This is a genomic window from uncultured Subdoligranulum sp., from assembly GCF_963931595.1.
In the GTDB taxonomy this organism is placed as follows: Bacteria; Bacillota; Clostridia; order Oscillospirales; family Ruminococcaceae; genus Gemmiger.
This window is the reverse complement of sequence record NZ_OZ007030.1, coordinates 623,291-642,528: the sequence shown is the minus strand read 5'-3', so window position 1 is coordinate 642,528 and position 19,238 is coordinate 623,291. Positions and strand designations below refer to the sequence as shown.

The window sequence follows — 19,238 nt, the reverse complement described above, 5'->3', positions numbered from 1 at the left end:
TTACTGCATCCTTTCCTGCTTTACTTTGTGGTCGATTACATGCCGCTTTTCCAGCTCCCGGGTGATGTCCTCCACCGAGATGCCCAGCTCAATCATCAGCACCATCACGTGGTAGGCCAGGTCGCTGATCTCGAAGATGGTCTCCTCCTTGTCCCGCTTGCTGCCGGCAATGATGACTTCGGTGGATTCCTCACCCACCTTCTTCAGAATCTTCTCCAGGCCCTTGTCAAAGAGGTAGCTGGTGTAGCTGCCCTCCTTCGGGTCGGTCTTGCGGCCTTTGATCAGCTCGTAGAGTCCCTGCCAGGTGAACTGCTTCAGCTCATCCGACACATAGACGGGGTTGAAAAAGCAGCTCTCGGCGCCGGTGTGGCAGGCCGGACCGGCCTTGATGACATCGATGACCAGGGCGTCCTTGTCGCAGTCCGCCGTGATGGAGACGACCCGCTGCACGTTGCCGGAAGTCTCGCCCTTGCGCCAGATTTCCTGGCGGCTGCGGGACCAGAACACCGTGCGGCCTTCCGCAATGGTCAGGGCCAGCGTCTCGGCGTTCATATAGGCCAGGGTCAGCACTTCCTTGGTATAGTGATCCTGCACGATGGCCGGAATCAGCCCGTGGGAATTGAAATGAAGCGACTGGGAATTCTGGGTGATTTCCATGGTTAAGAAACCTCCTGCTCAATAACGTCTGGTGCGGGCCGTACCCATCGCACCGCCCGCCCAAGGAAAATATATGTATAGTGTACCTGTTTTTGCTGCGTTTGACAAGGGGTCACAGGCGCATTTCCACGCCGTTTTCCCGCAGATAGCCCTTGAGGTCCCGGATTTCCACCTGTTTGGTGTGAAAAATGGAGGCCGCCAGCCCCGCATCCACCCCGGGATGGTTGCGGAACAGCTCCAGGAAGTCCTCCTTGCAGCCCGCACCGCCCGAAGCGATGATGGGCACCGCGCACCGGGCCGCCACCGCATCCAGCATTTCCAGGTCGAAGCCGTTCTTGACGCCGTCGGTGTCGATGGAATTGACCACCAGTTCCCCGGCGCCGTTCTTCACACCCTGTTCCAGCCAGTCCAGGGCGTCGATGCCGGTGTTCTCCCGGCCGCCCTTGGCGAAGAGCATGAACCTGCCGTCCACCCGCTTGATGTCGGCGGAGAGCACCACGCACTGGTTGCCGTACTTCTGGGCCGCCGCCGGGATGATGCCGGGGTTGGCGATGGCTCCCGAGTTGACGCTGACCTTGTCGGCGCCGCACTTGAGCACCCGGTCGAAGTCCTCCAGCGTGCGGATACCGCCGCCCACCGTCAGCGGGATGAAGATCTGGCTGGCCACCTTGCGCAGAATGTCGGTGAAGAGGGTTCGTCCCTCCACGCTGGCGGTGATGTCGTAGAACACCAGCTCGTCGGCGCCCGATGCGTTATAATAGTGCGCCATCTCCACCGGGTCGGCCATATCCTGCAGCCCCTCAAAGTTGACGCCCTTGACCACACGGCCGTCCTTGACGTCCAGGCAGGGAATGATGCGTTTGGTAATCATGGAATGCCCCTCCTTCAGTCCTGATACCGGCGCACAGCCTCGGCCAGGTCGATGGCGCCGGTGTAGATGGATTTGCCCAGAATGGCCGCATGGCAGCCCATGGCCTGCAGTTCGGCCAGTTCCTCCATGCGGGCGATGCCGCCCGAGGCGGTGACCTCGATGCCGGGGATGGTCAGCAGCTGCCGGTAGAGGTCCAGGTTGGTGCCCTGCATGGTGCCGTCCCGGGAGATGTCGGTGGCGATGATGGCCCCCACCCCCGCTTCGGCACAGCGGCGGCAGAATTCAATGCCCGGCTCGGGGGTGATCTCCTTCCAGCCGTTGACGGCCACAAAGCCCTGCTTCATATCCACGCCCACCGCGATGCGGGCGCCGTAGGTTTTGGCCATCTGCTCGGTGAAGGCGAAGTTCTTCACCGCCACCGTGCCCAGGATGCAGCGGTCCACCCCCAGGTCGAGGTAGCGCCGGATGCGCTCTTCGTCCCGGATGCCGCCGCCCACCTCGATTTTCAGCCCGCCCAGGGCGGCGATGGCCGCGATGGTCTGCAGGTTGGCGGTGGTGTCGTCCTTGGCGCCGTCCAGGTCCACCACATGGAGGTATTTGGCCCCGGCCTCGATGAAGGAACGGGCCTGGGCCACCGGGTCGGCGTTGTAGACGGTCATCTGATCGTAGTCGCCCTGATAAAGCCGCACGGCCTGTCCGCCGCGCAGGTCAATGGCAGGATACAGTTTCATCTTGCCGCCCCCTCACAGTTCGGCGAACGCCTTGAGCAGGCGCAGGCCGGTATCGCCGGATTTTTCGGGGTGGAACTGGGTGCCGTAGACAAGACCGCTGCGCACCGCACCCGTCACCGGGATGCTGTAGTCACTGGTGGCCAGCGTGGAGGCCGCGCAGTCCTTGGCGTAGTAGCTGTGGACGTAGTAGACATACTCCCCGTTGCGGATGTACCGGAACAGCGGGTCACTCTCTCGCCCCGGCACGATGTCGAGAGCGTTCCAGCCGATGTGGGGCACCTTCAGCGCCGGGTCTTTCAGGTCGTCGGCCAGCGGGCAGACCGAGCCGGGGATCAGCCCCAGGCCGGCATGCTCGCCGTACTCGTAGCTCTTTTCAAACAGCAACTGCATGCCCAGGCAGATGCCCAGCAGCGGTTTGTGCTGTACCTCTTCCCGGATCACCGGGACCAGGCCGGTCGCCTCCAGTTTGGCCATGGCGTCGGCAAAGGCGCCCACGCCGGGCAGCAGGATATGGCTGGCGGCGCGCAGGTCCTCGGCCTTGCCGGTGACCCGCACCTCGGCGCCCAGGCTTTTCACGCTGGACGACAGGCTGAACAGGTTGCCCACGCCGTAATCCACAATGGCAATCATGACTTTCCCTCCTCGTATACAGTTCAGGCCCGGGGCAGAATCCCGTCCAGTGCCGCGAAAAAGCGCTGCATCTGCTCCGGCGTGCCGATGGTGATGCGCAGCCAGTTGTCGATGCGCGGGGCGCTGAAGTAGCGGATCAGAATCCCCTGTGCCCGCAGCTTCTCGAAAATTTCCCGGCAGGGCATCCGGTCGGTGGTGACAAACAGGAAATTGGTGGCGGAATCCAGCACGGTGAAGCCGCGGTCCCGCAGCCTGGCGGTGGTATCCGCCCGGGTGGCCACCACCTTTTGGGTCACATCCCGGAAATAATCCTCATCCCGGATGGCGGCCGTGCCCGCCGCCTGGGTCAGGGAGTTGACGTTGTAGGGGCTGTAGCTGAACTTGACCCGGTTCATATCGGCGATCAGTTCAGGCCGCGCCAGGCAGAAGCCCAGCCGCGCCCCCGCCAGGTTGTGGGTCTTGGAGAAGGTGTGGGTGATGACCAGGTTGTCGTATTTTTCCAGCAGCGGCAGACAGGTGGAGCCCGCCGGGGCAAATTCTATGTAAGTTTCGTCCACGATGACGATGTTGTCCGGGTTGGTGCGCAGTACTTCCTCGATGGCGTCCACCGGGGCCAGCAGGCTGGTGGGTGCGTTGGGGTTGGCGATGACGATGGTCTCATGCAGGCCCTGATACTTGCGCAGGTCGATGGTGAAATCCTCCTCCAGCGGCAGAATGTGCCGGGGGATATGCAGCAGGTCGCACAGAACCGGGTAAAAGCTGTAGGTAATATCGGCAAAGGCCAGCGGGGTGTTCTCATCACAGAAAGCCCGCAGGGCCAGCAGCAGGTTTTCGTCGCTGCCGTTGCCGCACAGCACATTTTCCGGCTTGACGCCCCAGTGGGCGGCGATGGCTTTGTTCAATTCGGCGTTGGTCAGGTCGGAGTACAGCCTCAGCCCCGGCACCGCCGCCGCCACCGCCGCCGCCACACCGGGCGCCGGGGGGTAGGGGTTCTCGTTGGCGTTGAGCTTGACCAGATTGTCGATTTTCAGCTGCTCACCAGGGGTGTAGGGCTCCAGGGCGGCCAGCGTTTTGGTAAAATAACGGCTCATGGTGTCTGCCTCCCGCTCACTGGTCCTCAAACCGGATGGTCACGCTCTTGGCGTGGGCGTGCAGACCCTCGTGCTCGGCAAAGTCGGCGATGCGCTTTTCCACCTTGCCCAGGGCTTCCCGGGTGTAGTAGATAAAGCTGGATTTCTTCACGAAGTCATCCACACTCAGCGGGCTGCTGAACCGGGCCGTGCCGCTGGTGGGCAGCGTGTGGTTGGGGCCGGCGAAGTAGTCGCCCAGCGCCTCGGGGACGTTCTTGCCCAGGAAGATGCTGCCGGCGTTCTCGATGCGGCCCAGCACCGCGAAGGGATCGTCCACGCAGATTTCCAGGTGTTCCGGCGCGATGATGTTCACCGCCTCGATGGCCTTGTTCATATCGTCGGTGACGATGATCTTGCCGTTGGTATCCACGCTGGCCCGGGCAATGGCCGCCCGCGGCAGCTGGGGAATCTGCACTTCCAGTTCCGCCTGCACGGCCTTGGCCAGATCCCAGCTGTCGGTGACCAGCACCGGGGAGGCCAGCTTGTCGTGCTCGGCCTGGCTGAGCAGGTCCGCCGCCACCCAGGCAGGGTTGCAGCTGCCGTCGGCCAGCACCAGGATCTCCGACGGGCCGGCGATCATATCGATGCCCACCTTGCCGAACACCTTGCGCTTGGCGGTGGCCACATAGATGTTGCCGGGTCCCACGATCTTGTCCACGGCGGGCACGCTCTCGGTGCCGTAGGCCAGGGCCGCCACCGCCTGGGCGCCGCCGCTCTTGAAGATGCGGTCGATACCCGCGATGACCGCCGCCGCCAGAATGGCCGGGTTGACCTTGCCGCCGGGGCCCGCCGGGGTCATCATGACGATCTGCCTGACGCCGGCCACCTTGGCGGGGATCACGTCCATGAGCACGGTGGAAGGATAGGCCGCCGTGCCGCCCGGCACATAGACGCCCGCCCGCTGGATGGGGGTGTATTTCTGGCCCAGCACCACGCCGGGCTTGTCGGCGACCACAAAGTTCTTGTGGATCTGCTGCTCGTGGAAGTGGCGGATGTTCTCCGCCGCCATCTTCAGGGTGGTGATGAACTCGGGGTCCTTGGCTTCCAGTTCCGCGAAGGCCTCGTCGATCTCCGCCTGGCTCACCTGGACCGACTGCAGCTCGGCATGGTCGAATTTGGCCGCATATTCGATCAGAGCCGCGTCCCCCCGGGCGCGCACATCGGCGATGATGGCATCCACCGTCGCCTCCACATCCGCCTCGGCGCGGATATCCCGGTTGAGGATTTCCTCCGGCTTGACTTTATCAAAATCATACAAACGGATCATTGGGCAAGAGCCTCCTTCATGGTATTGAGCAGCGCCATCATCTGCTGGTGCTTGAACTTGTAGCTGGCTTTGTTGGCGATGAACCGGGCCGAGATGGGCATGAATTCCTCGATGACGGTCAGGTTGTTTTCCCGCAGTGTGGTGCCGGTCTCCACAATATCCACGATGACATCGGACAGCCCCAGAATGGGGGCCAGTTCAATGGAACCGTTGAGCTTGATGATGTCGATGTCCCGGCCCCGGCGCTCGTAATGGTCCCGGGCAATATTCACAAACTTGGTGGCCACCCGCAGTGCCCGGCTCTCGTCGTCCACAAAGTCCTTGGGCCCGGCCACGCACATCCGGCATTTGCCCATGCCGGTATCCAGCAGCTCGTAGACATCGGCGTCGGATTCGGCCAGGATGTCCTTGCCCACAATGCCTACGTCAGCCGCGCCGTGCTCCACATAGATGGCCACGTCGCTGGGCTTCACCAGGAAATACCGCACCCCGGCTTCGGGATTTTCCACCACCAGCTTGCGGGTGTCGTTGTAATCCTCGCTGGCGCGGTAGCCGGCCTGGGCCAGCAGCCCGTAGGCCTTGTCGCCCAGACGCCCCTTGGGCAGAGCGATGTTGAGCCAGATTTTTTCCTCTCCGTTGTTGCCGTCCCCGTTCTGGGTGCTGAGCCGCTCCAGCTCGTCCAGATAGATGGCAAACCCGATGGCGTTGGCCCCCGGCGTGAACTTCTGCATCAGATAGTCGTACCGGCCGCCCTTGAGCACCGCCCGGGGCACCCCGGCCACATAACCCGTGAAGACCAGGCCGTTGTAATACTCCATCTCATCGGCCAGGCTCAGGTCCAGCAGCGTGCCGCGGCCGTCCTCACCCAGCTGGTTCTGCAGCGCCTGCAGTTCCTCCAGCGCCGCCCGCTGGGCCTCGCTGCGGCATGCCTGCCTGGCAGCGGTGAGCGTGGCCCCCAGCGGCCCGTGCAGCTGCAGCAGCCCGCACAATGCGTCGGCCGCCTCCCCGGTCAGCCCTGCCGCCAGGGCGGCGGCATGCAGTTCATGGGCATTTTTCTCGTTGAGCAATTCCAGCAGCCGTCCCCGGGCCGCCTGGGGCACCTGCAGATCGTCCAGCAGGCCGGTGACAAAACCCATGTGGCTGACTTCCAGCACCGTGGGTACCTGCAGCGCTGCCAGACTTTGCAGCGCCAGCCGGACCACCTCCGCCTGGGCCGCCGCATCCACCGCGCCCATACACTCCAGGCCCATCTGGTGGATGGTCTGGAAGGTGTGGCTCTCCCGGCTGGGACGGCAGACCTCTTCATTATAATAGAAGCGCTTGCACTCCCCCGGCGCCGGCTGGGCCGTCTTGGCAATGGACAGCGTCACGTCCGGCTTGATGGCCCGCAGCTTGCCGTCCAGGTCGGTGAAGGTCACCACCTGGGCATCGGGCAGAAACCGCTGATACTCCTGGTAGAGGGCGTACTCCTCAAACCGGGAACAGCGATACTTGCGATAGCCTGCCCCCTCGTACAAAGCCCGCAGCCGGAACGTGGCCTGTTCCGCCGGGGTAAAATTCTGCAGCTGGATTTCCATATCAAACTCCCCGCCTCTCACACATATAGGTTCATTATACTTTAGCGCCATAAAGTTGTAAAGTGCATTTTTATGCACCGGAACAGAAAAAGGGCGCACCTTTGCCTTCACAAAGATGCGCCTGAATCGCTTGGTCTATCAGCCTCTGCAGCCCTGTTCGTCCCAGTCACCGAAGTCCGCGGGGTCCGCGATCTTGGTGGCGTCGTACTTGCCGTCCGCCGTTCTGGGCACCTCCACGGCACCCAGTTCCACCGGGTTGACATTGGGGGTATCGTCACCGGCTGCCGCAGGATGGGCAGCCACAGGCGGCTGGTATACGGGGGACGCGGCCGCGGAGGCATCTTCCGCCTCGGCAGACGCATCGTCTTCGGGCTCGGCGTCGGTTTCAACCTCGTCCGCCGGGCCCACAATATGCTCGTATTCCTCGCCGTGCTCGCGCTTCTGCAGCACATACACAGCGGCGCCCACCGCAGCGGCACCCACAGCCAGACCGGCCAGTTTCTTCAGCAAAGACATGTCAAAACCTCTTTTCGCATTCCCAACTTGGTTTTGGGTTAGTATACCACACTCTGCAACAAAATACAAGCATGAGGAATTTTTTTACCGTCTTCCTCTGCACAGGCAGGCGTTTCCGTTTGTCATGATTGCCTCACCGACGGACAGGACGGGCTTCTTTCCGTCCGTGCACGCGGCAGCGCTGCAGCGCCTTGATGCCTTCCACAATGGGGATGACAAGCACCGCCAGTGCCAGGGCCAGCAGATATTCCGGCAGCGAAACCGGGGTAAAACCGAACATCCGCGCCAGCAGCGGGATCTCCAGCACCGCGGTGGTCAGCACCAGGCTGCCCAGCATGGCGCCCCACAGCACAAGGTTATGGGTGTGCAGCGAGAAGACGCTCTTGCGCTGGCTGCGCAGGTTGAAGCTGTGGAAGATTTCGCACATACTCATGGTCAGGAAGGCCATGGTCATGCCGTCCGGGCTGACGCCCCGGGGCATCTCCCAGGCGCCCGCCTCGATGCAGTGGCCCAGGATATAGGAAACCATCGTGATAGCCGCGATGAGCACTCCCTGGTAGGCGATGTCAGTGCCCAGTCCACCAGCAAAAATGCCGTCGGTTGTGCGGCGGGGCGGCCGGGACATGGTGTCCGGCTCACCGGGTTCCATGCCCAGCGCCAGGGCCGGGAAGCAGTCGGTGATCAGGTTGATAAACAGAAGGTGCACCGGGTTGAGCAGCGTAAAGCCCAGCAGCGTGGCGCCGAACACCCCCAGCACCTCGCTCATGTTGGAGGCCAGCAGGAACTGGATGGATTTGCGGATGTTGTCGTAGATGCGGCGGCCTTCCTCCACGGCGGCCACGATGGTGGCGAAATTGTCGTCCGCCAGCACCATGTCGGCCACGTTCTTGGTCACATCGGTGCCGGTGATGCCCATACCGATGCCGATATCCGCCATTTTCAGGGAGGGGGCATCGTTGACGCCGTCCCCCGTCATGGCCGTCACGGCGCCGCGGCTGCGCCAGGCCGCCACAATGCGGGACTTGTGTTCGGGCTGCACCCGGGCATACACGCTGTACTGCGTCACGGCTTCTGCCAGCTCCGCATCGGAGAGGGCATCCAGCTCCGCGCCCGTCACCGCCTGGGACGCATCCTCCAGGATGTGCAGCTGGCGGGCAATGGCCACCGCCGTGTCCTTATGGTCGCCGGTGATCATCACCGGCCGGATGCCTGCCTGTCGGCATTCCGCGATGGCTTTCTCCACCTCGGGCCGCACCGGGTCCATCATGCCGGTCAGTCCCAGGAAGCACAGCTCCTGTTCCAGCTGTTCCAGCGTGTCAAAGTCCGGCTGCTGCGGCCAGCGCCGCTCCGCCGCCGCCAGCACCCGCAGAGCCCTGTCGGCCATGGCCTTGTTCTCCGCCAGAATGGCAGCCCGTTTTTCCTCCGTCATGGGCAGGGCCCTGCCCTCTTCCCAACAGGAGGTGCAGCGGGCCAGCACCACGTCGGGGGCGCCTTTGGTGTACTGGATACAGCCCTCCTCCGCCCTGTGCACGGTGGACATCATCTTGCGTCCCGAATCAAAGGGCGCTTCCGCCACCCGGGGCTGCGCCGCCTCCAGCCGGTCCTTGGGCAGGCCCTGGGTGGCGGCAAAATCCACCAGCGCCGCCTCGGTGGGCTCGCCCTCTGCACGGCCCTCCCCGTTCAGCACCGCGTCATTGCACAGCGCCATGGCGGTGGCCAGTTCACGGGTACTGCCCCGGTGTTCCACCACCGTCATGCGGTTCTGGGTCAGCGTACCGGTTTTGTCGGTACAGATCACCTGGGTGCAGCCCAGTGTCTCCACCGCGGTCAGGCGCCGGATGACCGCTTTGCGGCGGCTCATGTTGGTGACGCCGATGGAGAGCACCACCGTCACCACCGTGGCCAAGCCCTCGGGGATGGCCGCCACCGCCAGCGACACCGCCACCATGAAGGTGGAGAGCACATTCTGCCATGTGAAGGAACCGGCGGCGAAGAGGTCAAACAGGAAGATGAACACGCAGATGCCCAACACCAGCTTGGACAGCGTTCTGCCCAGTTCGTCCAGGCGGCGCTGCAGCGGCGTCTGCTCCTCCTCCGTGCCGGACAGCGCCCCGGCGATCTTGCCCATCTCGGTCTGCATGCCGGTGGCGGTAATCACCGCCCGGCCCCGGCCGTAGACCACCGTGGAGCCCATATAGCACATATTCTTCCGGTCGGCCAGCGGCACTTCGGTCTGGCCGGGCTGCAATGACAGCAGTTTTACCAGCTTGGTGACCGGCACACTCTCCCCCGTCAGGGCGGCCTCCTCGATCTTGAGGCTGGCACTCTCCAGCAGGCGTCCGTCCGCCGGGACGCTGTCCCCCGCTTCCAGTACCACCACATCCCCGGGCACCAGCTCTTCGCTGTGCAGGGTGGTCTGATGTCCGTCCCGCATCACCTTGCAGGTGGCGGCCGTCATGGTCTGCAGTGCTTCGATGGCCGCTTCGGCCTTGCTCTCCTGCACCACGCCCAGAATGGCATTGAGCAGCACCACCACCAGGATGATGGCGGCTTCGGCGAAATTTTCCCCCGCCACAAAATTGGTGATGCCCGACACCACCGCTGCCGCCAGCAGAATCAGCAGCATGGGGTCTTTCAGCTGTTGGACGAACCGCTGTGCCAGCGTAGGCTTGGGGGCCCCTCGCAGCCGGTTGGGGCCGTACTGTCCCAGACGTTCCTCGGCCTGTGGGGTGCTCAGCCCCTGTGCAGAGGTGCCCAGCTGCTGCAAAACCTGGGCAGTGGATTGCGTGTAAACCTGCTCCATGGCGGATGCCTCCTTTCGGACGGGTAGAAAAAAACTCATGCACAGGGAATTCCTGTGCATGAGTCTCATTCTATGAATTCCGGCGGTCCGGGCCGGTGGGCCGGGTATGGCGAACGCGCCGCGCACCATGCAGTGCGGAATTACTCCCTCATGGTACTTTCATTGTACATAGGAAGCGCCGCGTTTGTCAAGAATAACCCGCCGGTCAGCCCGTCTTTTCCACCGTGATGCCGGTGATGGTGATCGGCGTATCGTCCAGCGTGTGCACCGCCGTGCGCCAGTAGTACAGCGGCGTGCCGGTGGTGAAGGTAAAGGTCATCCGCGCCGGGTCAATGTCGGTGAATTCCACGTCCAGCTTGTAGGTTTCCTGGTTGATCAGGCCGTGGCGGGCGTAGATATAGCTGTGATCGAACCCGCTGCCCGTCAGCGTCACACGGTAGGTGCCGGGGAAGAGCATCCAGGCATCGGTCATCATCTCGCCGCCGCTGCCCAGCTCCACACCGTCGGCGGTGATGGAACCGTTGGTCACGTCGGAGAGTTTCAGATCCTCCGCATGGGTGTTGGCTTCCGGCGCTGTGTCTTCCGGCAGGTCCAGCGGCTCCACGCTGCCGATCAGGATGCCGTTCAGCCGGTAATAGTGCAGCCCGAAGGAATCCCGCGCCAGTTCGTCCTCGTCGATAAAGACGTAGAGCGTATCCGCCGAAAGGGTGTTCATCTCCCCGGCCAGCGTCACCGCCGCCAGATTGCCGTCCATGTGGCCCATATAGAAGCTGTTGGAGGTCCAGCCATGGTCCGCCGCAAAGGCTGCGAGATCCCAGAATTCGTCATGTTCAAAGTCAAAGCTGGCAAAGGCCAGATGCCGGAACCGGCCGGAGGACGCCAGTGTCTCCCAGGCGGGATCGGTGAGGATCGTCTGGTCCGCGTAGGTTTCCGCCGCATGGTAACGGGCGAAACGGTTGGACAGTTCCTCCCGCTGGCCGTAGCCCTGCAAAAGGGCGCAGGCCGCCAGCAGCACCACCGCCGCCCGGCCGTTCCAGACCCACAGCACCACACCGCCGGCCAGCAGGGCCAGCAGCAGTCCGGCCAGCCAGGCCAGCCGTGCGCAGGAGGAAAACATTGCCCAGAAATCCATAAGCAGCTGGGGAATGGGCACGGTGCCCAGGGTGTGGCCGCCCAGCGTAACGGTGTTGCCCATGGCAGCCACCGTGTCCAGCACCAGCACCACGGCCCCGGCCGCCAGCCAGGCACCATAACGGCGGCACCAGGCGGCAAACTGCACCTTGCCGCGCAGGCGGGCCACCAGCAGGCCCACCACTGCCAGGACCAGGGCAGCCACGGCCCCCAGACCGATGTAGATATCCTGCTCCCAGCTGGCCTGAAGGCCCGGCACCACCAGATTGACAAGGTCGGCTCCGTTGAGGTAGCCGTTGGAGTACCCGGCGAAGTTGGAAGCAAAAGCCCCCAGCGCCACCAGTTCCACGCCGGCCGCCGCGCAGAAGCAAACCACCGGCAGCACCACGGCGGCGACGCCCCGCTTTTGCAGGGCGCGGCGGACCGCATAGCCCACCAGCACGATGCCCACCATGGGCAGGTAGTAGAGATGAATGCCCGCGCAGAGGATACCCATACCCGCCCAGACCAGACAGGCGCGGCGGGTGGTGGGCAGCAGCACATCGCTTCTCAGCCAAAGCCAGACGGCCAGCAATGCCAGCCAATTGGCTGCCAGGGCCGTGTGGGCAAACATCCGCACGGTCAGGGCCGGAAACAGCACCAGCACACCAGCCCCCACCACAGTAGCCCAGCAGCGGGCAGTCTGTTCTTTACGGACGCCCCCCAGCCGGGCCAGGATGGCCTGGGCGAAACCGCCCTGCAGCGCGTAGCAGGCAAGGCCCCACCAGCCGAAATACTGGAACCGGGCAGGCAGGATGGGGCCCAGGCATTTGAAGAGCAGTGCCAGCAGCGGGATGGAGTCGGTAAACAGGACGCTGGTACGGTAGGGGTAGATGTTGCTGTAGTTGGCACCGATGTAAGGCAGATGGACCGGGCTCTGGCGGAAGAAGGCCCAGCCCAGGTAGTGCTGGGAGGGGTCGGGGCTGGGATTGTTGAGAATCCAGTCCACGCTGGCCGGATTCAGCACCTGCACCCCATATAAAGCCACAAAGACCAGCGCGCCCAAAAGCGCGCCGGTCAGCGGCCAGCGAAATCGACGGATCGCGGCAAATTTTTGCATGAGTACTCCTCAGCGCACAAAGGTGGTGGACAGGGTGGTGGACCAGCTCTCACCGCGCTTCAGGGAAGCGGCGCAGGGGCGCTGCTCCCATTCCAGCGGGCCATCCTCCTCGCCGGCCAGGCTGTGCCACGGCTCGATGCAGACAAAGTGCAGCGGCTTCTTCGGGGTCGACCAGATCAGCACATAAGGGTACCCTTCCACATTGCAGATGACGCTGCGGCCGGTGTCCTTTTCGACCAGCGAGACATGCTGCGTGCGCAGATTCACCATACAGTGGCTGTCGTTGTCGAAGAGATCATCGGTGAGCGGAATGGCCTCGGTGTTGCGGGCCAGATAGTAGCTCTTGCCGCTGAGCAGACCGTGGGGCAGCGCACTGACACACAGCGGGGATTCGATGCCGTCAAACCGGATCTCGTAATCCTCGGTGGTGTGGCGGTCATCGAAGGGCAGCGCGAAGGCCGGATGATAGCCGATGCCGAACCGCAGCTGTTCCTCCACCGGGTTCTCCACGCAGAGGGTGTGGTGGACGGTCTCCCCTTCCAGCACAAAGGTGGAGCGCAGCACAAAGGCGTAAGGCCATTTGGGCAGCGTCTCGGCGTTGGCATGCAGCTCAAACTCCAGTGTGTCATCGGTCTGGCGGGTCATCGTATGCTCCACGTCCCGGGCAAACCCGTGCTGGGCCCCCTGGTACTCCACACCCTTGGCAATCATCTTACCGTCGGTCAGTTTGCCGGTGTAGGGGAAGAGGATCGGCGCATGGCGGCCCCACACCGCCGGATCACCGCTCCACATCATCTCCGCACCGGTGGGCTTGTGGATGACGCTGACCACCTCGGCGCCCAAGGAATCTACCGTCAGGCGCAGGATGTCATTTTCGATGGTATACTGCATAGCTGTTTCCTCCCGAATCGTATCATTCCCGCAGTTGCGGGTATTTTTTACACAACCACTTGCAGCAGCATGCCGGCTACCGCGCCGACCGCCCACAGCAGGCCGGTCATAAACAGATTCTGTTTCCAGCTGGGATTGACCCGCCACAGCACCGCCAGACCCACACCGGCCCCGGCCGTCAGGCCGGCAAACAGGCTGCCGAAGGAGATGGCTCCTTCCATATACAGCTGGGCCAGCAGCACACTGGCGGCGCAGTTGGGCACCAGACCCACCAGGGCGGTCAGCATGGGCTGCAAGATGCCCATACCGGCCAGTGCCGAGCTGATGGCCTCCTCCCCTACCGATTCAAATACCAGGCCGAGCAGCAGGCTGAACAGCAGAATGAACACAAAGATCTCCAGCGTATGGCGCAGCGCAGCCAGCCAGATACCGCTGTGCTCCTCGTGCTCTTCGTGGCAGTCCACCTCATCGGCGTGGCCGGCATAGCCGCCGTACAGCGATTTGGGCAGTACATGCCGCAGGGGGATATCCAGCAGCGCGCCCCCCACCATGCCGAAGACCGCCTTGCAGAGCAGCAAAGCCGCCAGGCTGGGCCACTGGGAGGGTTCCGCCGCCAGAAGGGGCACCGCTTCGTCGCTGGTGGCGATGAACACCGCCAGCAATGTGCCGGGGGTGATTACCCGGCTGGCATACAGGTTGGAGGCCACCGCACTGAAACCGCACTGCGGCACACAGCCCAAAAGCGCGCCGGGCACAAAGCCCCAGCGTCCGCCGCCGGCCAGCGCCGCCTCGATGCGGTCGCCGTGGTGGCGTTCCAGCCATTCGATCAGCAGGTACGCCAGGTAAAGAAAGGGCAGCATCTTGACACTGTCAATCCAGGCATCCAACAGCGCATCTACAAATAATTCCATAAAACCTCTATATACTTTTTTGATTTGGATTTCAGCGGAAACTGCGCAGCAGTTTTACCGCCGGGCGCACGGCCCTGTCGGGGATACGGGCCCGGAACCGGGCCACTGTCCGTGCCGAAAAGGGCATGCGGTCGGTAAAAGTTTCCATCCCCAGAAAATATTGCAGGTAGGGGCTTTCCTGCACCAGTGAGACCACTTCCCGGTCAGACACCCGGTAATGCAGCTGGATGATCCGGCAGCCCAGCGCGATCCGCGCCGAGATGGCCGCCTTGCCGCCCGGGGCGAACAGCTCACTGTAGGATTTTTCAAACTGGTCCCAGTCGATGGCATCCGCCAGCAGCATCCAGCGGTTGCGCCCGCTGAGCTCGCCGTGGTACGGCGGCAGGAAGTCATAGATGGACAATTGTTTTTCCCGGGTACGATACACGTCCAGAGCCCCTTTCCGTTTTCGGGGCCGCAGCCCCGTTGCCTCAATACCGCTGCATCAGCGGGAAGATCAGCGCCAGCACACACCACACCGCCTGGTAGAGCACAAAGGCCGCCAGCGGCAGCGTGATCAGGCCGCCGGTCAGCGAGAGCAGCACGCCCAGCACACAGCCGAACAAAGCCGCCGCCGTCACGAAGACCGACGCCTTGTGCTCGCCCTCGGCGGCACCGGCAGCGGCTTCCAGGCCGCCCACAAAGCTGGCAAAGCTGCCCAGATGCAGCATGTTGCCCTCACTTTCGGGCAACCAGGCCACGGCCGGGTCCAGCGTCTTGCGCTCCGCCGCGTTCAGCACCTTCACCGAACCGGCGGGCAGGCTGTAGGCAGCTTCCAGCAGCTGCACATCGCAGTTGAAGTCATCGCAGTCCACCACCAGGGAAAGCCCCGTGCGGCGCAGACTGTCCAGCACCACGGCGGTGTCGGGGTCGCGCTGATAGGCCACCTGGAACATGGCGAACATCTTGCCGGACACCGCCAGGTAGATCACCCGGCGCTGGTTCACGGTGTGGTGCTGTTCATATTCCAGGCTGGGCACCTTGACACCGTAATCCTGCATCAGGGCACGGTTGCCCACCAGCACCCGGCGCTTGTTGATCCAGCCCACATAGCCTTTGCCGTAGACGGTTTCCCGGTCCTCCACCTCTGCCAGCAGATTGCGGTTTTCGCCCAGCATGCCCAGGAATACCTCCCGCAGCGTGGGCCCCGCCTCCGCCAGAATGGAGGCGGCATAGACGATGGCCAGGTCGATGTGTTCCGGCTTGACGGGTTTGATGCCGGACAGCGTCACGCAGCCGGCCGGGAAGAGATCCCGCGCCGTGACCTGAATGACGTTGATACGGCCCAGCTGCCGGATATCCCGCCAGCCGGGCACCACCGCCCCCACCTGGGCAGCACTGCGCTGCATCATGCGGGCGGGCAGGGCCGACAGAAGCGTGCCCGCCAGCGGCGCCGCGAGGCACAATACCGCCGCCAGCACCATCATGGCCGAGGCACTGTCCTTGGTGCGGATCAGCGTGATGAGCATGGCCACCAGGGCGCAGACGCCGGCCAGCCAGGCAAACTGCTGCTGGTTCTTGTCGCTGGTGCCCGCCGCCGCACTGTTGCGCAGGAAGCTGCGGAACACCTGGGTGGGACGGTTGATGAGCACGTTGGGATGGGGTTCGGCCAGACCGGTGGTCATGGCCCGCAGCGCCCCGGCATCCTTGAGCCGGTAGGCCACCGAGTGTTCCACCTTGGCACTGACCAGCCGGAAATTTTCCTGCATGGTGCAGGCGTTCATCCGTTTGCCGATGGTATTCAGACAGAGCACCAGCACCGCAGGGCCGGCCATCAGCGTCACGTCAGCGGTGTAGTTGCCGGCGATGAGCAGCGCCAGGCACTGCACGGCGGCGCCCAGCAGCGGCAGCACGGCCAGACTGTCCGGCGTGGCGCGCCGGGCCAGGCCCAGCAGGCCGGAAACCACGGTGCGCCAGCAAAGGCCGCCGGCTGCCAGCAGCAGCACCAGCACCACCGCCGGATAGACCAGCGGATCGGCCAGGGGGCCGGGCAGCGACGGCAGCGCCGCCGCCATCAGACCCAGCACCAGCAGCACCGCCGTGATGGCGGCGGTGGCAAAGCTGGCCGTGGTATAGTAGAGCACCTGCTGGCTCAGTTCCCGGCATACCACCGGGGCGTCCTCAGGGCGCTCGTATTCATGGTGATGAAGGGGCGGGATCTCCGCCGTCTCAAAGGGCTGGGCCGCGGAATCCGGCTGTTCATCCCGGGGTTTGCCGCCCAGTCGCATCCTGGCCTTGGCCAGACGGCTGCCGCGGCCCTTCCCGCGGGCACTCTCCTCCTCACTGTCCTGCAGCGATTCAGTCAGCCGGACGGCCGCACTGTCAAAGCGGGCCGTGCCACCTTCCGGCACCGTACCCGTATTGATGGCCTGGGCAATGTCATGCACAAAGGAAGCGGTGCCCGGTTCCGCCGGTTCGCCGCCGTCCAGATTCTGGGTGAACCCGGTGGGAGCCTGTCCGCCGCCGAGATCCTGGGTAAAGCCGGTGTGGGCCTGCCCGCCGCCCAGGTCCTGGGTAAAGCCGGTGTGGGCAGGAGCCTCCGCCCGGCCGCCCAGATCCTGGGTGAAGCCGGTATGGGCCGGGGCCTGGGGAGTCAGACGAATCTTGCCGGTCAATGTATCGACCAGCTCGTCCACCGCATCCGGTTCCCGCCGCCCCAGCAGACCGCCCTCGGGGGAAAGTCCCACCACCTGGGTGTCGGCATAGGGATCCCGGCCGTCCGCGGTTGCAGGGGCCGGCTGCTGTGCCGTCTGTACTGCAGGTTTGGGCGTTTCAACGCGCTGTGCCGGCTGCGCCGTGGTTTTGGGCGTTTCGGCAGGCTGCGCGGGGGCCGCCGCGGCGGGGGCCGTGCGCGGACGCACCGCATTGTAGGCATTCATGAAGTCCTGGGTGCTGTCCACCGGGGCTGCATCCAGCGCTCCCAGCTGCATAGTAAAGCCCGTGCTGGCCGCCTGATGTCGCGGCAGGTTGATGGGTTCCCCCACCGGCTCCCCGGCAGGCGGGTCCGGCATTGCCTGGGCAGGCGGCGCCGTGCGGATCTTCTGGCCGGGGGTAAATTCCACCGTGTTGCGCTTTTTGCGGTAGATGGTGCCGGTGGCACCTGTGGCGCTGGGCGCGGTGCGCGCCTTCATGCCCCGCTGGATATCACGCAGCATCTGCATGGTATCCCCTTCCCGTTCGGACGACGGGGCCGGCGCAGGACGGGTATATTTGCTGTGCCAGACGTTTTCCACCGTATCACCCCGGGATTCTTCCCGGGGTTCCGGCTCCGAATGCCTGCCGGAAAAGGTTGGCTCCTCCTGCCGCGCTTCGGGGATCACGATCTCCTCGGTGACGGAATCCCGGCCGCCGAACAACCCGCCCAGCAGCCCGCGCTTTTTGGGCTGAGGCGCCTGCCGCACCGGTTCCCGGTCGGGGAAATACTCCTCCTGGGCTTCCGGCTGCTCCTCCGGTTCCGGCGCATCCTGGTTCTGGCTGCCGCCGCCCAATGAGACATTGATGGGCACGAATTCGTCGGTATCTTCCGCCGATTTCAGGCCGAAAAGTCCCCGCTTCTTTTTGCCGGGCTCCCGGATTTTGCCCTTTTCATCGGGCACCACCGCCACCGAGTCCCGGAAGAACTTCTGGAACTGGTTTTTACCCTGGTTCAAAGCGTCGGTATCGGCGCCGGCCTCGGGCGCCATCTTCAGCAGGAATCCCTTGATGATGCCGGTGCGGGTGGTATCCCCCATCGTCCCGGTATCGGAGCCCGTCTGCCCGTCCGCCGCAGGAGCGGCGGGACGCCGGGGTTCCGCAGGACTGACAGGCTGCGCTGCCGCAGGGGTGGGCGCGGCGGTTTGTACCGGCTGTACAGTGGTGCGCGGCGCAGCGGTCCGGGGGGAAGCCGGCGCCGCAGCCGTCTGCCGCGGCGACACCGGGGCGGGAGCGGCAAAATCCTCAAAGCTGTCCAGGTCGTCGAGGCCCGCGAACGCGATCTTGTGGTCCTGTTCCGGTGTGCCATGCAGCGGTGTGGTGGAAATGCCCACACTGCGCAGAATCTCGTCCACCTGGTGATCGGTCACGGTGTTCTGCACACCGGCGGCCGTCTGCTGCTGGTTGAGGTCCTGCAAAATGCGGTCCACTGAGTCATTGGTACGTTTGCTTGGCATGTCTGATTGCTCCCTTTACAAAAAAGGTGAAATTCACTTGGCGGTACGGCGGCGCAGCACCTCGTAGCAAAGGATGCCCGCCGCCACGCTCACATTATAGCTGTCCACGCCGGTCGCCTGGCCGGGGGCCATCTCCAGCGTCACCGCCGCGTCGCAGAGTTTGCGGGTCAGGGCACCGGGACCGCCGCCTTCGCTGCCCAGTACCAGCGCCACCGCCCCCGAAAAGTCGGTGCGGGAAAGAGGGGCGCCCCCCAGGTCCGCACAATAAACGAAAATATTGTGTTCCTTGATGGCGCGGATGGCCTGGGCCAGATTGGTCACACGGGCCACCGGCAGCCGGGCTGCCGCGCCGGCACTGGCCTTCATGACGGTGCCGGTCACGCCTACGCCGCCCCGCTTGGGGATCACCACGCCGTGGGCGCCGCACAGGTAAGCCGAACGGATGATGGCGCCCAGATTGTGGGGGTCCTCCACCCCGTCACACAGAACGAGGAAGGGCGGCTCCTGCCTGGCATCGGCCGCGGCGAAAAGGTCCTCCAGCGTGGCGTACTGCACCTCCGCGGCGCGGGCCGCCACCCCCTGGTGATCCGCCGTGCCGCAGAGCTTCTGCAGCTTGTGGCCGGGCACCCGCTTGACCACGGCGCCGCCCTGCTTGGCCAGCGCCGTATAGTACCCTGCCACCGCCTGGGGCAGCGAATCCGCCAGATACACCGTATCCACCGTTTCGCCGCTCTTGAGCAGCTCGGTCACGGGGTTCTTGCCCCATACCAGCGTGTCGGTGTGCTGCGGTGTCTGTTCACGACCCGGTCTTTCCATCCCATACCTCCTGCGGGGACA

The 19,238-nt window shown here is 64.1% G+C and carries 15 protein-coding genes; all 15 read right to left on the bottom strand.

Annotated features, from left to right (window positions below; genetic code table 11):
• Nucleotides 1-657, bottom strand: coding sequence for a bifunctional phosphoribosyl-AMP cyclohydrolase/phosphoribosyl-ATP diphosphatase HisIE (gene hisIE / locus ABGT73_RS03040; protein WP_346668366.1), 657 nt, complete (start codon nt 655-657; stop codon nt 1-3).
• 112 nt (nt 658-769) lie between these two features.
• Nucleotides 770-1,528 (bottom strand): imidazole glycerol phosphate synthase subunit HisF, encoded by a 759-nt coding sequence (gene hisF / locus ABGT73_RS03035; protein ID WP_346668365.1) that lies wholly within the window; start codon nt 1,526-1,528, stop codon nt 770-772.
• Nucleotides 1,529-1,542: 14 nt separating this feature from the next.
• Nucleotides 1,543-2,259, bottom strand: coding sequence for a 1-(5-phosphoribosyl)-5-[(5-phosphoribosylamino)methylideneamino]imidazole-4-carboxamide isomerase (gene hisA / locus ABGT73_RS03030; RefSeq protein WP_346668364.1), 717 nt, complete (start codon nt 2,257-2,259; stop codon nt 1,543-1,545).
• Between the two features lie 12 nt (nt 2,260-2,271).
• Entirely contained in the window at nt 2,272-2,889 is a 618-nt protein-coding gene (gene hisH, locus ABGT73_RS03025) for an imidazole glycerol phosphate synthase subunit HisH (RefSeq protein ID WP_346668363.1), read from the bottom strand.
• A gap of 23 nt (nt 2,890-2,912) precedes the next feature.
• A complete protein-coding gene (hisC, locus tag ABGT73_RS03020; protein WP_346668362.1) occupies nt 2,913-3,980 on the bottom strand; it encodes a histidinol-phosphate transaminase in 1,068 nt (355 codons plus the stop codon).
• A 16-nt stretch (nt 3,981-3,996) separates the two neighbouring features.
• Entirely contained in the window at nt 3,997-5,286 is a 1,290-nt protein-coding gene (gene hisD, locus ABGT73_RS03015; protein WP_346668361.1) for a histidinol dehydrogenase, read from the bottom strand.
• Nucleotides 5,283-6,863, bottom strand: a complete 1,581-nt coding sequence (gene hisG, locus ABGT73_RS03010; protein ID WP_346668360.1) for an ATP phosphoribosyltransferase — start codon at nt 6,861-6,863, stop codon at nt 5,283-5,285. Before hisG ends, hisD begins: the two co-directional genes overlap by 4 nt.
• 138 nt (nt 6,864-7,001) lie before the next feature.
• On the bottom strand, nt 7,002-7,379 hold the full coding sequence (locus tag ABGT73_RS03005; RefSeq protein WP_346668359.1) for a hypothetical protein: 378 nt from the start codon (nt 7,377-7,379) through the stop codon (nt 7,002-7,004).
• A gap of 133 nt (nt 7,380-7,512) precedes the next feature.
• Nucleotides 7,513-10,182, bottom strand: a complete 2,670-nt coding sequence (locus tag ABGT73_RS03000; protein ID WP_346668358.1) for a cation-translocating P-type ATPase — start codon at nt 10,180-10,182, stop codon at nt 7,513-7,515.
• 205 nt (nt 10,183-10,387) lie between these two features.
• Nucleotides 10,388-12,412 carry a DUF6311 domain-containing protein gene (locus ABGT73_RS02995; RefSeq protein WP_346668357.1) on the bottom strand — a complete coding sequence of 675 codons (2,025 nt, stop codon included), beginning with the start codon at nt 12,410-12,412 and terminating at the stop codon, nt 10,388-10,390.
• Nucleotides 12,413-12,421: 9 nt separating this feature from the next.
• The gene (locus tag ABGT73_RS02990) at nt 12,422-13,303 is read right to left on the bottom strand and encodes an aldose 1-epimerase family protein (RefSeq protein WP_346668356.1); all 882 of its coding nucleotides are present in this window, start codon (nt 13,301-13,303) and stop codon (nt 12,422-12,424) included.
• A gap of 47 nt (nt 13,304-13,350) precedes the next feature.
• Nucleotides 13,351-14,214, bottom strand: coding sequence for a putative manganese transporter (locus tag ABGT73_RS02985; protein WP_346668355.1), 864 nt, complete (start codon nt 14,212-14,214; stop codon nt 13,351-13,353).
• 31 nt (nt 14,215-14,245) lie between these two features.
• Entirely contained in the window at nt 14,246-14,641 is a 396-nt protein-coding gene (locus ABGT73_RS02980; protein ID WP_346668354.1) for a transposase, read from the bottom strand.
• A 43-nt stretch (nt 14,642-14,684) separates the two neighbouring features.
• Complete coding sequence (locus ABGT73_RS02975) at nt 14,685-18,401, bottom strand: hypothetical protein (protein WP_346668353.1); 3,717 nt, start codon at nt 18,399-18,401, stop codon at nt 14,685-14,687.
• Between the two features lie 33 nt (nt 18,402-18,434).
• The gene (gene rlmB, locus ABGT73_RS02970; RefSeq protein ID WP_346668352.1) at nt 18,435-19,217 is read right to left on the bottom strand and encodes a 23S rRNA (guanosine(2251)-2'-O)-methyltransferase RlmB; all 783 of its coding nucleotides are present in this window, start codon (nt 19,215-19,217) and stop codon (nt 18,435-18,437) included.
• Nucleotides 19,218-19,238 lie beyond the last annotated feature (21 nt).

Coding starts and splice junctions, on each gene's coding strand:
- ABGT73_RS02985 (WP_346668355.1), bottom strand. CDS start 14,214: ATGGAATTATTTGTAGATGCGCTGTTGGATGCCTGGATTGACAGTGTC.
- rlmB (WP_346668352.1), bottom strand. CDS start 19,217: ATGGAAAGACCGGGTCGTGAACAGACACCGCAGCACACCGACACGCTG.
- hisIE (WP_346668366.1), bottom strand. CDS start 657: ATGGAAATCACCCAGAATTCCCAGTCGCTTCATTTCAATTCCCACGGG.
- hisA (WP_346668364.1), bottom strand. CDS start 2,259: ATGAAACTGTATCCTGCCATTGACCTGCGCGGCGGACAGGCCGTGCGG.
- hisG (WP_346668360.1), bottom strand. CDS start 6,863: ATGGAAATCCAGCTGCAGAATTTTACCCCGGCGGAACAGGCCACGTTC.
- hisH (WP_346668363.1), bottom strand. CDS start 2,889: ATGATTGCCATTGTGGATTACGGCGTGGGCAACCTGTTCAGCCTGTCG.
- ABGT73_RS03000 (WP_346668358.1), bottom strand. CDS start 10,182: ATGGAGCAGGTTTACACGCAATCCACTGCCCAGGTTTTGCAGCAGCTG.
- hisD (WP_346668361.1), bottom strand. CDS start 5,286: ATGATCCGTTTGTATGATTTTGATAAAGTCAAGCCGGAGGAAATCCTC.
- hisC (WP_346668362.1), bottom strand. CDS start 3,980: ATGAGCCGTTATTTTACCAAAACGCTGGCCGCCCTGGAGCCCTACACC.
- ABGT73_RS02995 (WP_346668357.1), bottom strand. CDS start 12,412: ATGCAAAAATTTGCCGCGATCCGTCGATTTCGCTGGCCGCTGACCGGC.
- ABGT73_RS03005 (WP_346668359.1), bottom strand. CDS start 7,379: ATGTCTTTGCTGAAGAAACTGGCCGGTCTGGCTGTGGGTGCCGCTGCG.
- ABGT73_RS02990 (WP_346668356.1), bottom strand. CDS start 13,303: ATGCAGTATACCATCGAAAATGACATCCTGCGCCTGACGGTAGATTCC.
- ABGT73_RS02975 (WP_346668353.1), bottom strand. CDS start 18,401: ATGCCAAGCAAACGTACCAATGACTCAGTGGACCGCATTTTGCAGGAC.
- hisF (WP_346668365.1), bottom strand. CDS start 1,528: ATGATTACCAAACGCATCATTCCCTGCCTGGACGTCAAGGACGGCCGT.